General features: G+C 41.7%; 14 protein-coding genes and 2 other annotated features. Of the genes, 12 read left to right on the forward strand and 2 right to left on the reverse strand.

Going from position 1 to position 14,072, the window contains the following annotated elements; genetic code table 11:
* Window positions 1–3: 3 nt before the first annotated feature.
* From MHB45_RS05100 to MHB45_RS05120, 5 genes are all read left to right on the forward strand, one after another.
* Entirely contained in the window at window positions 4–981 is a 978-nt protein-coding gene (locus tag MHB45_RS05100; RefSeq protein WP_034314063.1) for an alpha-ketoacid dehydrogenase subunit beta, read from the forward strand.
* A gap of 120 nt (window positions 982–1,101) precedes the next feature.
* Window positions 1,102–2,460, forward strand: a complete 1,359-nt coding sequence (locus MHB45_RS05105; RefSeq protein ID WP_048687082.1) for a dihydrolipoamide acetyltransferase family protein — start codon at window positions 1,102–1,104, stop codon at window positions 2,458–2,460.
* 3 nt (window positions 2,461–2,463) lie between these two features.
* Window positions 2,464–3,876 carry a dihydrolipoyl dehydrogenase gene (lpdA, locus tag MHB45_RS05110; protein WP_034314059.1) on the forward strand — a complete coding sequence of 471 codons (1,413 nt, stop codon included), beginning with the start codon at window positions 2,464–2,466 and terminating at the stop codon, window positions 3,874–3,876.
* A 262-nt stretch (window positions 3,877–4,138) separates the two neighbouring features.
* Entirely contained in the window at window positions 4,139–4,396 is a 258-nt protein-coding gene (locus MHB45_RS05115; protein WP_309247762.1) for a hypothetical protein, read from the forward strand.
* 43 nt (window positions 4,397–4,439) lie between these two features.
* The gene (locus tag MHB45_RS05120) at window positions 4,440–5,267 is read left to right on the forward strand and encodes a polysaccharide deacetylase family protein (RefSeq protein ID WP_048687080.1); all 828 of its coding nucleotides are present in this window, start codon (window positions 4,440–4,442) and stop codon (window positions 5,265–5,267) included.
* 18 nt (window positions 5,268–5,285) lie between these two features.
* Here the strand turns inward: MHB45_RS05120 and MHB45_RS05125 are convergent, their stop codons facing one another.
* Window positions 5,286–5,720 (reverse strand): DUF1885 family protein, encoded by a 435-nt coding sequence (locus MHB45_RS05125; RefSeq protein WP_048687078.1) that lies wholly within the window; start codon window positions 5,718–5,720, stop codon window positions 5,286–5,288.
* Window positions 5,721–6,082: 362 nt separating this feature from the next.
* Here MHB45_RS05125 and MHB45_RS05130 point away from each other — a divergent pair, with 362 nt between their 5' ends.
* Window positions 6,083–6,208, forward strand: a complete 126-nt coding sequence (locus tag MHB45_RS05130) for a GapA-binding peptide SR1P (RefSeq protein ID WP_072272684.1) — start codon at window positions 6,083–6,085, stop codon at window positions 6,206–6,208.
* Between the two features lie 140 nt (window positions 6,209–6,348).
* On the opposite strand, the gene MHB45_RS05135 is transcribed toward MHB45_RS05130, so the two are convergent.
* Window positions 6,349–7,809, reverse strand: a complete 1,461-nt coding sequence (locus MHB45_RS05135) for an aminotransferase class I/II-fold pyridoxal phosphate-dependent enzyme (RefSeq protein ID WP_048687076.1) — start codon at window positions 7,807–7,809, stop codon at window positions 6,349–6,351.
* A 411-nt stretch (window positions 7,810–8,220) separates the two neighbouring features.
* Between MHB45_RS05135 and MHB45_RS05140 the strand changes: the two genes are divergently transcribed.
* The 6 genes from MHB45_RS05140 (at window position 8,221) to trpC (ending at window position 14,069) form a co-directional block, all read left to right on the forward strand.
* Complete coding sequence (locus MHB45_RS05140) at window positions 8,221–9,180, forward strand: NAD(P)H-dependent flavin oxidoreductase (protein ID WP_072272685.1); 960 nt, start codon at window positions 8,221–8,223, stop codon at window positions 9,178–9,180.
* A gap of 57 nt (window positions 9,181–9,237) precedes the next feature.
* Entirely contained in the window at window positions 9,238–9,513 is a 276-nt protein-coding gene (locus MHB45_RS05145; protein ID WP_048687073.1) for a UPF0223 family protein, read from the forward strand.
* 69 nt (window positions 9,514–9,582) lie between these two features.
* Window positions 9,583–9,813, forward strand: a binding site (T-box leader).
* Between the two features lie 35 nt (window positions 9,814–9,848).
* Window positions 9,849–10,084: a binding site (T-box leader), on the forward strand.
* A 162-nt stretch (window positions 10,085–10,246) separates the two neighbouring features.
* Window positions 10,247–11,641, forward strand: a complete 1,395-nt coding sequence (trpE, locus tag MHB45_RS05150) for an anthranilate synthase component I (protein ID WP_072272686.1) — start codon at window positions 10,247–10,249, stop codon at window positions 11,639–11,641.
* Window positions 11,638–12,243 (forward strand): anthranilate synthase component II, encoded by a 606-nt coding sequence (locus MHB45_RS05155; RefSeq protein WP_072272687.1) that lies wholly within the window; start codon window positions 11,638–11,640, stop codon window positions 12,241–12,243. Before trpE ends, MHB45_RS05155 begins: the two co-directional genes overlap by 4 nt.
* 27 nt (window positions 12,244–12,270) lie before the next feature.
* Window positions 12,271–13,293 (forward strand): anthranilate phosphoribosyltransferase, encoded by a 1,023-nt coding sequence (gene trpD / locus MHB45_RS05160; protein ID WP_048687068.1) that lies wholly within the window; start codon window positions 12,271–12,273, stop codon window positions 13,291–13,293.
* Window positions 13,293–14,069, forward strand: a complete 777-nt coding sequence (trpC, locus tag MHB45_RS05165) for an indole-3-glycerol phosphate synthase TrpC (RefSeq protein WP_048687067.1) — start codon at window positions 13,293–13,295, stop codon at window positions 14,067–14,069. The genes trpD and trpC overlap by 1 nt, the downstream gene beginning before the upstream one ends.
* Window positions 14,070–14,072 lie beyond the last annotated feature (3 nt).

Consider the following 14,072-nt stretch of genomic DNA (forward strand, 5'->3'; position numbering starts at 1 on the left):
GCCATGGCTCAATTGACGATGATTCAAGCAATTACAGAAGCATTACGTACAGAACTTAAAAATGACGAGAATGTACTCGTTTTTGGAGAAGATGTAGGTCTTAATGGTGGAGTTTTCCGTGCAACGGAAAATCTTCAAAAAGAATTCGGTGAAGATCGTGTATTCGATACACCTCTTGCTGAATCTGGAATCGGTGGATTAGCGGTCGGTCTTTCTTTACAAGGTTTCCGTCCTGTTCCTGAAATTCAATTCTTTGGGTTTGTATATGAAGTAATGGATTCCGTAAGCGGTCAGCTTGCTCGTATGCGCTACCGTTCAGGCGGACGTTACAGTGCACCGGTTACAATTCGCTCACCTTTTGGGGGCGGAGTGCATACTCCGGAAATGCATGCTGATAGCTTAGAAGGTTTAATGGCCCAGCAACCAGGGTTAAAGGTAGTTATCCCTTCCACTCCTTACGATGCAAAAGGCTTATTGATTTCAGCGATTCGTGATAATGACCCTGTCATTTTCCTTGAGCACATGAAATTGTACCGTTCTTTCCGTCAGGAAGTTCCTGAAGAAGAATACACAATTCCATTAGGAAAAGCGGATGTGAAAAGAGAAGGAACGGATTTATCCATTATTACTTATGGTGCGATGGTGCAGGAATCCATCAAGGCAGCTGAGGAATTGGCTAAGGATGGTCATTCCGTCGAAGTGGTCGACTTACGGACTGTATCACCATTGGATATCGATACAATCATTGCTTCTGTAGAAAAAACAGGACGCGCTATCGTTGTTCAAGAAGCACAAAAGCAAGCTGGTATAGCGGCGAATGTCGTAGCGGAAATTAACGAACGTGCCATTTTGAGCTTGGATGCTCCAGTACTGCGCGTGGCGGCAGCTGATACGGTATTCCCGTTTTCACAAGCTGAAACAGTATGGCTCCCTAATTATAAAGACATTATTGAAACGGCGACTAAAGTCTTGAAGTTTTAACAATCTTAAGTAATGGAATGAATGTCCTGCTTGGGAAAGTGATTTTGCATTAACGGTAATGCAAGATAAAGGACTTTATTCAAAGCACTAAGTATGATTTAATATAGGAGGTTGAACTCAGTGGCATTCCAATTTAGACTCCCTGATATCGGAGAAGGTATACACGAAGGTGAAATAGTGAAATGGTTTGTAAAACCAGGAGATAAGATACAAGAAGATGACGTGCTTTGCGAGGTTCAAAACGATAAGGCCGTTGTTGAAATCCCATCCCCGGTGGAAGGTACCGTTGAAGAAATCCTTGTTCAAGAAGGAACGGTTGCCGTTGTTGGCGATGTACTTGTAACATTCGATGCTCCAGGTTATGAAAATCTTCAGTTTAAAGGGGATCATGGAGAAGAAGCGAAGGCAGAAGGCGAGAAGAATACGGAGGCCCAGGTTCAAGCAACTGCTGAAGCTGGACAGGAAGTCAAGAAAGAGGCTGCTCCGGTTCAAGAAAATAGCGGAGTAACGGGCGCGGGAGCACAACCACAGGTTGAGGCAGATCCTTCACGTCGTATTATCGCCATGCCTTCTGTCAGGAAATATGCACGCGAACAAGGGGTAAATATTCGTGAGATCACTGGTTCTGGGGATAACGGCCGAATCATGAAGGAAGACATTGATGCTTTCAAAAACGGCAAAACCGCTCCACAGCAACCAGCAGCTCAAAGTGAAGCTTCACAACAAAAAGATACGGAAACGACCGAAAAACAAAAAGTTTCAATTCCAGAAGGGCAATATCCTGAAACTCGTGAGAAAATGAGCGGTATGAGAAAAGCGATCGCAAAAGCAATGGTTAAGTCCAAGCAGACAGCTCCGCATGTAACATTAATGGATGAAGTCGATGTGACGCTATTGGTTGCTCACCGTAAGAAATTCAAGGAAATTGCTGCACAAAAAGGAATCAAGCTTACATTCCTACCTTATGTTGTTAAAGCGTTAACAAGTGCATTACGTGAATTCCCTATGCTTAACACATCATTTGATGATGAAGCTAGTGAGATTATCCATAAACACTATTACAATATCGGAATTGCGGCAGACACAGACAAAGGACTGCTCGTTCCAGTTGTAAAAGATGCAGATCGTAAATCAACTTTTGCTATTTCACAAGAAATTAACGAATTAGCGACGAAAGCCCGTGACGGCAAATTGGCTCCTAACGAAATGAAAGGTGCTTCTTGCTCCATTACGAATATCGGTTCCGCAGGCGGTCAATGGTTCACACCTGTTATCAATCATCCAGAAGTTGCCATTCTAGGGATTGGACGCATTGCCGAAAAAGCAATTGTACGCGACGGGGAAATTATCGCCGCTCCAGTTCTGGCATTATCACTGAGCTTTGATCACCGCATGATTGATGGAGCAACAGCTCAACATGCATTGAATCATATCAAAAAGTTATTGAACGACCCAGAATTATTGTTAATGGAGGCGTAAACAATGGTAGTAGGAGATTTTCCAATCGAAACAGATACTTTAGTAATCGGTTCAGGCCCAGGGGGATATGTTGCCGCAATTCGCGCAGCACAGCTTGGACAGAAAGTAACGGTCGTTGAAAAAGGAACAATCGGCGGAGTTTGTTTGAATGTAGGCTGTATTCCATCGAAAGCTTTAATTTCGGCTGGACACCGTTTCCATGAAGCTCAGCATTCAGAAGATATGGGTATCTTTGCAGAAAAAGTTACTGTTGATTTTTCTAAAGTACAAGCTTGGAAAGGTTCTGTTGTAAAAAAATTAACAGGCGGTGTAAGCAGCCTGTTAAAAGGCAATAATGTTGATGTTGTAACTGGCGAAGCTTATTTCGTTGATGAAAACAGCATCCGTGTTATGAATGAAGACTCAGCCCAAACATATACATTTAAAAACGCAATCATCGCTACTGGTTCATCGCCAATCGAGATTCCGTCATTTAAATATACGAAACGTGTACTTAATTCAACTGGCGCTCTTGCCTTGGAAGAAGTTCCAAGTTCGATCGTGGTAATCGGCGGAGGTTACATCGGAACTGAGCTTGGCGGAGCATTCGCTAGCTTTGGCACTAAAGTGACGATCCTTGAAGGTACCGAAGAAATCCTTTCTGCAGGCTTTGAAAAACAAATGGCAGCACTTGTTAAGCGTAACCTTAAAAACAAAGGTGCTGAAATTGTTACTAAAGCAAATGCTAAAGGCGTGGAAGAAACTGATACAGGTGTAACCGTTACTTATGAAGTAAAAGGCGAAGAGAAAAAAGTTGAAGCCGATTACGTTTTAGTAACAGTTGGACGTCGTCCAAACACTGCTGAAATCGGCCTGGAACAAGTCGGAATCAAAATGACTGACCGCGGTTTGATCGAAACGGATAAACAATGCCGTACTAGCGTGAAAAACATCTACGCAATCGGTGATATCGTTTCTGGACCTCAGTTAGCTCATAAAGCTTCTTATGAAGGTAAAATTGCAGCTGAAGCCATTGCTGGACATTCATCTGAAATCGACTATCTTGCTATTCCGGCTGTTGTATTCTCTGAACCGGAACTTGCTTCTGTCGGTTATAATGAAAAAGAAGCGAAGGAAGCTGGAATCGAAGCGCTTGCTTCTAAATTCCCATTCGCTGCAAATGGACGTGCTCTTTCCTTAAATAATACGGACGGATTTGTGAAGCTTATCACTCGCAAAGAAGACGGATTGGTTATTGGAGCACAAATTGCAGGACCAAACGCTTCTGATATGATTGCAGAACTTGGTTTGGCTATCGAAGCAGGTATGACTGCCGAAGATATTGCGATGACAATCCATGCACATCCAACTTTAGGGGAAATCACAATGGAAGCTGCTGAAGTTGCCCTTGGAACTCCTATCCACATCATTAAGTAATTGAGTTATATAAAAGCGTACTGCTAAATGCAGTACGCTTTTTTTTGGCCGGATTTAAAAAATGAAGGAGACTCCCCATACATGAATTTCTTCTTACTAGTTAAATGAAATGGACAAAAAGGGCATAAGCTATAAAAAGGACTTCTTACTTTTTTCCTTGAAATGGTTTGAAAAAGGCCATAGAGGATAAAAAATAAGATGAGCGATTTGTTAAAGGAATATTTTTTGCCAATCATGGCTGATATATTCATATTAAAATGGGGTGGATCACTTGAAAAATTATCTGGTAATCCTCTTTCAACTAATCGTTTGGAGTGGGTATACATTAGTTGAATGGCTGTCTGTTAACGATCGATTGGTTTTCAAAGTATTCATGTTTCTGGTCTTTTCTTATCTAGCCATTTACATTGGTAAAATGATTTTAAAATCCAATAGACGAACCATGCTTGTTACCGTGATAAGTCTATTATGTTACGGGATTTTGCAAATCCTTTTGGAAACGCTGGTACCCGTATATTGAATTTTTCGTAAGCTTCGATGACATATGAAACAACGGAGGAATCATGTTTAAAAAAGTAGTGGCATTATTTACATTAGTATCATTTTTATTGGTGGCTTGTAATGACCCGAGTTCCGGTCAAACTGAAAATGAGAATGAAAAAAGTGTGGAAACGACGACAACGGTCCAAGATGAAAGTCAGCAAGATAAAGATTTGGAAACGGAAACGTCACAAACGATTGGCGAAGGGAATGTAAAGGCAGAATATCGGGTGGATAAAGAGAATTGGTCATTTAAACCGATTGGGGATGCAAATCCGAAAGTTGTGTTGTTGACATTTGATGATGCACCTGAAAAATATTCCCTGGCAATCGCCCAAACCCTAAAGCGACTTGAAGTACCTGCGATTTTTTTCGTAAATGGTCACTTTCTTGAAAATGATGAAAATAAAGCGATGCTGAAAGAAATTCATGAAATGGGTTTTTCCATAGGAAATCATACGTATTCGCATGTGAATTTAAAAGAGTTGAACGAAAAGGAACAAGAGCGGGAAATCGTAAAATTGAACAATTTGGTTGAGGGAATAATAGGGGTGCGCCCTAAGTACTTCAGGGCGCCATTTGGGTCGAATACCGAGCATTCAAAAAAAGTCGCTGAGAAAGAAAAAATGTTGGTCATGAATTGGACTTACGGATATGACTGGGAAAAAGAGTATCAGGATAAAAAAGCTTTAACGGAAATCATGTTGAACAGCCCTTATTTGGGAAATGGGGCGAACTTACTGATGCATGACCGGAAATGGACGAGTGAAGCGATAGAGGATATCGTGAAAGGTTTTCAAAAGAAAGGCTACGAGTTCCTTGATCCAAAATTAATTGAAACGCCTGCATGAGCCAATTTGCAGGTTTTTTTATTTCCTTGGGTAATAATACATCACCCGTTTATTGAAGAGATGCAGCTGCGCCCGTAATTTCTTTGCAAGGAATTTGCACAATTCATTAGCTTTTCCCTTATCACCGAAAGTTGCTGTTTCGGGGAGGGTGAATTGGATATAGGATTGGATCCGATCTGATCCATCTTCATCCTTTACGACTTCTTGGTCAACTCCTATCAATATCATGTGATATCGATCTTCTTTGGCTTGGAGATATATGGCCTTATCCTTCATTCTTTCCGGTTCTTTCATTTCATAAGGAAATGCTTTCTTATCATAGTCCCAATCCAGTTGCTTTCCGGTTTTCGCTGTAATCATTTGATAATAGTTCAGTAATTCTTTCACGTCTTCGATGGTTACAGTTCCTTTCACGGACTCAGGAACAAGTTTGATATAGGCATTTTCAATCATGTGGATCCCCCTTAAATCGATAAGATGTAAGAATATTTTAACATTTTACGGATGTATTATATACCTATCTATATGTAAATGAAAAGGCGAAATTCCTTTTTCACCTTGCCATGCTAAAGCAAGGAGTGTGATGCACTGGTCCAGGGCCCTTCGTTTATAAATAAATTACCGTGTTTTAAAAAAAGAATCAGTCTAACGAACGATTGGAATGCAGTTCTTTCAAGATGATCGTTCATTAAGTGGGAAAAAGTATATATGTTATACTTTTTAGCTTGAAATAATAAATGTGTTATATTATAATTCATTTAAAGCGGTTACATTATATCAATAATGCATACAATATAGGGGAAGGGGTTGTAAAAATGGGAACTATCGTATGTCAAACTTGCAATAGCACGATTGAACATTTTGAAGATGAGAAAGTAAGTGTATTATACACACACAATCACAACTGCCAAAGCTGTGATACAGCTGCCTCTGAAAAATAAATGGAAAAAAGATTTCAAGATTAATAGAATGTAAGGGTGTTTCAGGGCTGTAACCTGAAGCACCCTTTTTATAAAAGCCAGTGCTTAATAATAAAAGGTTCAAAAAAACCAGAGCAGTACTCTGCTCTGGTTTGATGGGATCAATCATTTTTTATGATGCGTAAATGTTTTATTTCTGGGTCCTCAGGGCCTTGAACCGGAAGTCCGGCCTCGATGTTTTTCCGGATGTAATTGATATTATCTTCAGTAATCAATTCTCCCGGAATGAAGATCGGGATTCCAGGCGGGTAAACCATGATGAATTCAGCGCTGATTTTGCCGACAGATTCCTCAATGGGAACCACTTCGGTCTCTGCATAAAATGCCTCCCTGGGTGATAAAGCCAGCGGTGGTGTATCAGGAAGCAGGACTTCGATCTTTTCATGTTCAGCCGCCATTTCCTTAAACTCATCCGCTAAGTCTCTAAGGGCAGCGATCAGCAGGTCCGCTTCTGTTTTTGTGTCTCCAGGTGTTATCAGGCAAAGGATATTGTACAAGTCGGAAAGTTCCACTTCGATATTATGCTTTTCACGAAGCCATTTCTCAACGTCGTATCCGGTAATATTCAATTCCTTGATGGATATGATCAATTTTGTCGGATCATAACTAAAGGCTGCCTCGCTCTCGAGAATTTCGCTGCCGACACAGTAAAGATAAGGAATCTCATTAACGGCCTCACGGATATACCCTGCGAGATTGATCGCTTCATCGATCATTTCCCTGCCTACTGTCGCAAGTTGTCTTCTAGCCGTATCTAGGGAAGCCAGAAGGATATAGGAGGTTGAGGTGGTTGTGAGCATGCTCAATATGGCTTGAACACGATTTGCGGAAACCAATCCAGTCTTAACATTCAATATGGAACTTCCCGTTAGTGAACCGCCCAGTTTATGAACACTAGTAGCAGCCATATCCGCTCCAGCCTGCATGGCTGACATCGGCAAGTCTTCATGGAAGTGTATATGGACACCATGTGCTTCATCTACGAGTACTGGGATTTGGTGGGAATGGGCAACTTCCACTATTTTTTGCAAATCAGCCGAAATGCCGAAATAGGTGGGATTGATGACAAGCAATCCTTTTGCATCGCTATGTTCCCTTAAAGTTTTTTCAACGGCATCGACGGTGATTCCGTGTGAAATGCCCAAATCTTTGTCTATTTCAGGATTGATGAATATGGGAACAGCTCCGGAAAATACAATGGCAGACATTACGGATTTATGTACATTCCTTGGGACGATGATTTTGTCCCCAGGTCCGCAGACTGTCATGACCATCGTCATGATTGCTCCACTTGTTCCTTGAACGGAAAAGAATGTGTGATCTGCCCCAAAAGCTTCAGCGGCAAGATCCTGAGCTTGTTTGATGATCCCCTTTGGCTGATGGAGATCATCGAGTGGAGCGATATTGATTAAATCTATCGATAATGCATTTTCTCCAATGAAATTACGGAAATCAGCGTCCATTCCTTTTCCTTTTTTATGACCTGGAATATGAAATTGAACGGGATTTCTTTTTGCATGCTGCAATAAGGCAGTGTATAAGGGTGTTTCATTCTGTGACAATTCTTTGTGGCCCCTTTTCAGTAAAATAGGTACGAAATATGGGAGGCTTTACTCCCGTTCTATTAATGATCGTATGTTTCTCCGATTCCATTCAAATGGTTAGTGAGCTTGTGGATAGACATAAAACATATGAATTATAGCACGTCTTATAATAAATGCCTAGAGTGATTTAATGTCCTGACTTAAACAATTTATATTTGTCTTTGTCTTTAGGGAGCCCAATAAAATTATCAGCAGTTTATAAATATCCATTTTCCTAGTATTTACTTGATTTACTCAAGAATTCTTCTTTTTTTATATTGTATGTGTGAGTTAAAAATTGAACGGGTAAACAATTTTTGCCATAATGAAGCTAATGATTTGGATTCAGCTAAATAAACAAACCAGCAATTGAAAAGGGAGATGAGGAGTTTGAAGTGGGAAACGCGTGTGACCGATTTGTTAGGTATTCAATACCCAATTGTACAGGGGGGGTTGGCCCATTTAGCATATGCCTACCTGGCTGCGGCAGTGTCGAATGCAGGAGGGCTAGGGCAGGTGACGGCCATGTCCTTGGACACCCCGGAGCAGCTGATAGAAGAAATAAGAAAAACAAAATCATTGACGGATAAACCGTTTGGTGTGAACTTTGCGATCGGCCAGCATGGGAGGCCTTATGAACACATGCTTGAAGCAGCCTTGAAAGAGGGAATTGCTGCTGTTTCCGTAACCGGCGGCAACCCTGGCCCTTTTCTTGATTACGTTAAAGGCACTCAAGTGAAAAAACTGGTGCTTGTTGCTGCAAGAAGGCAGGCAATGAAGGCTGAACAGCTTGGTGCAGATGCAGTGATGGTAGTTGGTCAGGAGGGCGGAGGACATTTAGGGCGTGATGATATTGGAACCTCCGTGTTAATTCCTCAAGTTGTGGACTCCGTTAAAATCCCAGTCATCGCGTCTGGTGGTTTTGGAGATGGACGCGGTTTGATGGCAGCATTGGCGCTTGGTGCCGAAGGAATCGAGATGGGGACACGTTTCATAGCTGTCAAGGAGTGTGTTCATGCACATGAATTATATAAAAATGCCTTGGTTTCCGGCACGGAAAATGATACCGTTATCATCAAGCGGTCCATTGGTGCACCAGCCAGGGTAATTGCAAACAGCTGGACCGAAAAGATTCTTGATATTGAAAAAGAAAACGGCGGATATGAACAATTGAAGGAATACATAAGTGGAAAAGCGAATCAGCGTTATATTCATGACGGAGTCGAAGGTGAAGGCTTTGCCTGGGCTGGACAAGTGATGGGGCTGATTCATGATGTACCATCGACTGCTGAACTATTCAGTCGGATTATCGACCAGGCGGAAGCAATTCGTTCAAAATGGGCAGACTGATGATGCATGGTCCGCCGGACAACATGAAAAACTATCTAGAAGGAGCGTGTTTAGGATATGGATTATCAATATCCAATGGATCTTGATTGGTCTACTGACGAAATCGTAGATGTGATTAAATTCTTTGAAGCAGTAGAAAAGGCTTATGAAAATAAGATACAAAAGGAAGAATTCATGAAGGCTTACCGAAGATTCAAGGAAATAGTCCCCGGTAAGGCGGATGAAAAAAAGTATACGGATGAGTTTGAGTCAGTCAGCACCTATTCAGCCTATCTTGTCATTAAGAAGGCAAAAGGAATCGATGACGGGGAATGGATAAAAATGAAACATTAAAAATATAATTTTTCGAAAACTCCATTGACTTACTGAAAAGATTGTTTTAACATAATAATCAAGAAAAAGATAAAGGCAGTGACGAAGAAGAGTACCTTAATGATGTTCTGCAGAGAGCCAGTGGTTGCTGAAAACTGGTGAACGAAATTAAGCGAATGGACTTCCGAGCCCCAAACCGAAACGGATGAACGGAGTAGGCTTTGGCGATTATCTCATCGTTAATGGAGATAGGCATGTTAATGCCGTAAAGTGAGCTAATTTAGCTAATTAAGGTGGTACCACGGGTTCCTCGTCCTTTGGATGAGGGCCCTTTTTGCGTTTTTTTGAAAATGATAATTAAATCTATGAATGAGAGTAGTAATCTTTTTAGATGCGTCACAGAGAGCCGGAATAGGTGGAAACCGGTACGATATAAGAAGATGAATGGACTTATGAGTGGTTTCTTGAAAATAAGTAGGGAAACTCGGCTGCCACCGTTAAAGGGTAATCGCAAGAATTCAATTCTTGCTTGAGAGGGAAAAATGATGCATTTTTCCAACTTGAGGTGGCACCGCGGTATACCGTCCTCTGCAGACACATATTTGTGTTTGCAGGGGATTTTTTTATTGGAATTTCAATATATATACCTTTTAAAGAAAATATCCAGAGGAAATGAAGACCTGGTCATTTGACCAAAAGGGTTTTCCCTCCGGGGGATTATAAGAGCGCATAAGAATCGGGAGGGAATCAAGAGATGAATAATTTGGATGAAAAAAAAATACTCCGTTTCAAAATGGATACAATTGAAGGGGATATCCATACACCCATTGCCATATTTCAGAAATTAGAGGGTGACCAGAAGTTTTTATTGGAAAGTTCGAACTCGCATCATGACAACGGCCGCTACTCATATCTAGGTTCAAAACCTTATTTGGAGGTGACATCACTTGCTGACCGAGTAAATGTGAAAGACACTGAAACAGGTGATCAAATCGTTAAGGACATCAATATCATCGAGTTTCTAAAAAAAGAATTATTAGTGGAAATAGAAGAGGCTCCCATACATCTTCCGCCATTTAACGGTGGTGCAATCGGATATATGGGCTATGATATCATTCGTCTTTATGAAAATATAGGTCCGGTTCCACCTGATTCTTTGCAAATGCCTGATGCTCATTTTCTTTTTTATAAAGAACTGTATATATTCGATCATGTTCTGCAGAAGATCCATCTTTTGACTGCTGAAGAAGATAGTGAAAAAAGTTTATTGGGAATGAAGGATAAAATCAATCAGGCAAGCAAGCCGTCAAAGGAAATATCGTCGGAATATTTGGAATTCAACTCGAATTTCAGTCAGGATGAATTCGAGAAAATGGTCCTTGAAGCTAAATCGGCGATCATAGCTGGTGAAGTGTTCCAAGTTGTTTTATCACAAAGGTTTAAAGCGGACTTTGGTGGGGAGCCTTTCGATGCTTATCGTCGTTTGCGATTAGCCAACCCCTCTCCTTATATGTTTTATATAGAATTTGGTGACTATACAATCATTGGGTCTTCTCCAGAAAGTTTAATCAGTGTTTCATCAGGAACGGTTCATGTTAATCCCATTGCCGGCACAAGGCCGAGAGGGAAAACGGATGAAGAAGATAAGGGCTTCGAAAAAAGCCTGCTGATGGATGAAAAGGAACTTGCCGAGCATAAGATGCTTGTTGATTTAGGTAGAAATGATCTTGGCAGGGTTTGCGAAATCGGTTCAATCCACCTTACCGAGGAAATGGAAATTCAAAGATATCAGCATGTCATGCATATTGCTTCGAAGGTTAGCGGAAAGCTTAGGGAAGGGTACACGAGTTTAGATGCACTGACGGTATGCCTTCCTGCCGGAACAGTTTCAGGTGCTCCTAAAATCAGGGCAATGGAGCTGATCAATGAACTGGAAAATTGTAAACGCGGGATGTATTCGGGCTCGATAGGCTACATAGGTTTTGGAGGGGATCTTGATATGGCTTTAGCCATTCGGACGATGATCATCAAAGATGGCAAGGCCTATGTACAGGCAGGGGCTGGAATCGTATATGATTCAGATCCAAAAACGGAATATGAAGAAACACAAAATAAAGCACGCGCTTTAATGGAGGTTCACACTATATGATTTTATTAATTGATAACTATGACTCGTTCACTTACAACCTTTATCAATATTTAGGTGAAGTGGAAAAAGAAATCGTAGTAAAAAGGAATGACGAAATCACCCTTGCGGAAATTGAGGAACTGAATCCAATGGCAATCGTCATTTCCCCGGGACCGGGCAGGCCGGAAGATGCTGGAATCAGTATGGAGATCATCCGCAATTTTTATGAGAAGGTTCCGCTATTAGGCATTTGTTTGGGGCATCAGGCCATTGGGGCGGTTTTTGGAGCGAATGTTGTTGGGGCGAAACAAATCATGCATGGGAAAACATCGGTAATCGAACACGATGGAACAGGTGTTTTTGCCAAACAGGACTTACAATTCCCGGTAATGCGTTACCATTCCCTTGTGGTTGAAAGGGGGAGTTTGCCAGAAGAACTGACTGTGACGGCAGTGGCACTGGATGATGGGGAAATCATGGCCCTTAAACATCAGGAATTCCCTCTCTACGGTTTACAGTTCCACCCTGAATCAATAGGGACGAAAATCGGCAAGGAATTATTACATCAATTTTATGAGATTGCCGATACCTTTCAATCAGAGAAGGAACAATCCATTCTATAAAACAAAAAACGACTGGGGGAGTTAGCGGTGAAGGAGTATTTAGCGAAGTTAGCAGAGCGTCAAACATTGACGGAAGAAGAGATGAGCAGAGCAGCCCAATCGTTATTTTCTAAAGATATCTCCGAAAGCGAGATGGCAGCATTCATCATTGCCTTAAAAGCCAAAGGGGAAACGGCAGGTGAAATAGCAAGCCTTGTCAGAGTCATGAGAAAAGAAGCAAGAAGTGTACAAACAAGCTCCCTTAATGTAATGGATAATTGCGGAACGGGAGGAGATGGGTCACAAAGCTTCAATATAAGCACAGCATCGGCCTTCGTGCTTGCTGGGGCCGGTGTCAAGGTTGCCAAACATGGAAATCGCAGCATTTCAAGCAAAACGGGAAGTGCGGATGTATTGGAAGCATTAGGCGTTAATTTGTACTTGGAGCCTGACATGTTAAAGGAACTGTTGGAGGAAAATGGGATCACATTCTTATTTGCCCCATCTGTTCATCCTAATATTGCAAGGATAATGAAAGTGAGAAAAGAACTGAAAATCCCGACGATATTTAATCTTATCGGTCCTCTGACAAATCCAGTCCAACTCGACACGCAATTAATGGGAATCAATCGACGCGATATGCTCGAGCTTTTTGCGGAAGTCCTGCATAAATTGGGCAGGAAACGCGCAGTCGTGATAAATGGTGCCGGGTTCATGGATGAAGCGAGCCTGCAGGGTGAAAACTCACTCGTCCTTTTGGAGCAAGGAGATATTATCCCATTTACGCTTCATCCTGAAGAAGTGGATCTGCCTGTTTACGGAAATGATGCCATCCGTGGCGGTGACGCCAAACAAAATGCCGATATCATGCTTAGGCTTCTCAAAGGGGAAAAAGGTGCATATCGTGATACCGTTTTATTGAATGCCGGATTGGGGCTATACGCACATGGTACGGCAGCGACGATCAAAAAAGGAATCTCCATGGCCAAAGAAAGCATTGATAGCGGATCGGCTCTTGCAAAGTTAGAAAATCTGATTGCTTATGGCAATAGAAATAAGGTGGTCATGTAATGGAAAATATCTTAACGAAAATTATCGAACAGAAAAAGGTGGAAGTCGCAAAATTAAAAGAAAGGGGCTTAGATGATTCGGTCATGATCAACATAGTCAGACCATCTTTGGTGGAAAATTTGAAAACGGCTAAATCGATGGCGGTCATCGCGGAAATAAAACGGGCTTCCCCTTCAAAAGGGGACATTAAAATCAATGTAAATCCCATCGAGCAGGCCCTTTCATATGAAAGTGGCGGAGCTGCAGCGATATCCGTATTGACGGATGAGGTTTTCTTTAAAGGATCAATTGCAGATTTGAAAAACGTAAGCGAGGCCATACGAATTCCCAGGTTGTGCAAAGATTTCATCATCGATGAAATCCAAATCGATCGGGCCCATCAAGCAGGTGCGACTATCATTCTATTGATTGTGGCAGCACTTTCTAAAGAACGCCTTCATGAATTATATCAATATGCAAAAAACAAAGGACTTGAAGTGTTGACGGAAATCCATGATGAAGCCGAACTGGAACGTGCTCTAGAGCTGAATGCAGAGCTCATAGGGATTAACAATCGGAATTTAAAGACCTTCAAAGTGGATTTGGCTGTAACGGAACGACTGGCGAAGTTACTTGATCCCAAACGACATATCATTATCAGTGAAAGTGGGATCAAAACAAAAGAAGACGTAATGCGTGTGAAGGTTGCTGGTGCAAAAGCGGTTTTGGTCGGGGAGACACTCATGACTGCATCAAATCTTCCGCACAAGATGGCCGAACTGCAAATGAGTATATAAGGA

This window comes from Peribacillus sp. FSL K6-5616 (genome assembly GCF_038008245.1).
GTDB lineage: Bacteria > Bacillota > Bacilli > Bacillales > DSM-1321 > Peribacillus > Peribacillus frigoritolerans.

Coding starts and splice junctions, on each gene's coding strand:
- MHB45_RS05100 (WP_034314063.1), top strand. CDS start 4: ATGGCTCAATTGACGATGATTCAAGCAATTACAGAAGCATTACGTACA.
- lpdA (WP_034314059.1), top strand. CDS start 2,464: ATGGTAGTAGGAGATTTTCCAATCGAAACAGATACTTTAGTAATCGGT.
- MHB45_RS05120 (WP_048687080.1), top strand. CDS start 4,440: ATGTTTAAAAAAGTAGTGGCATTATTTACATTAGTATCATTTTTATTG.
- MHB45_RS05125 (WP_048687078.1), bottom strand. CDS start 5,720: ATGATTGAAAATGCCTATATCAAACTTGTTCCTGAGTCCGTGAAAGGA.
- MHB45_RS05130 (WP_072272684.1), top strand. CDS start 6,083: ATGGGAACTATCGTATGTCAAACTTGCAATAGCACGATTGAACATTTT.
- MHB45_RS05145 (WP_048687073.1), top strand. CDS start 9,238: ATGGATTATCAATATCCAATGGATCTTGATTGGTCTACTGACGAAATC.
- trpE (WP_072272686.1), top strand. CDS start 10,247: ATGAATAATTTGGATGAAAAAAAAATACTCCGTTTCAAAATGGATACA.
- MHB45_RS05155 (WP_072272687.1), top strand. CDS start 11,638: ATGATTTTATTAATTGATAACTATGACTCGTTCACTTACAACCTTTAT.
- trpC (WP_048687067.1), top strand. CDS start 13,293: ATGGAAAATATCTTAACGAAAATTATCGAACAGAAAAAGGTGGAAGTC.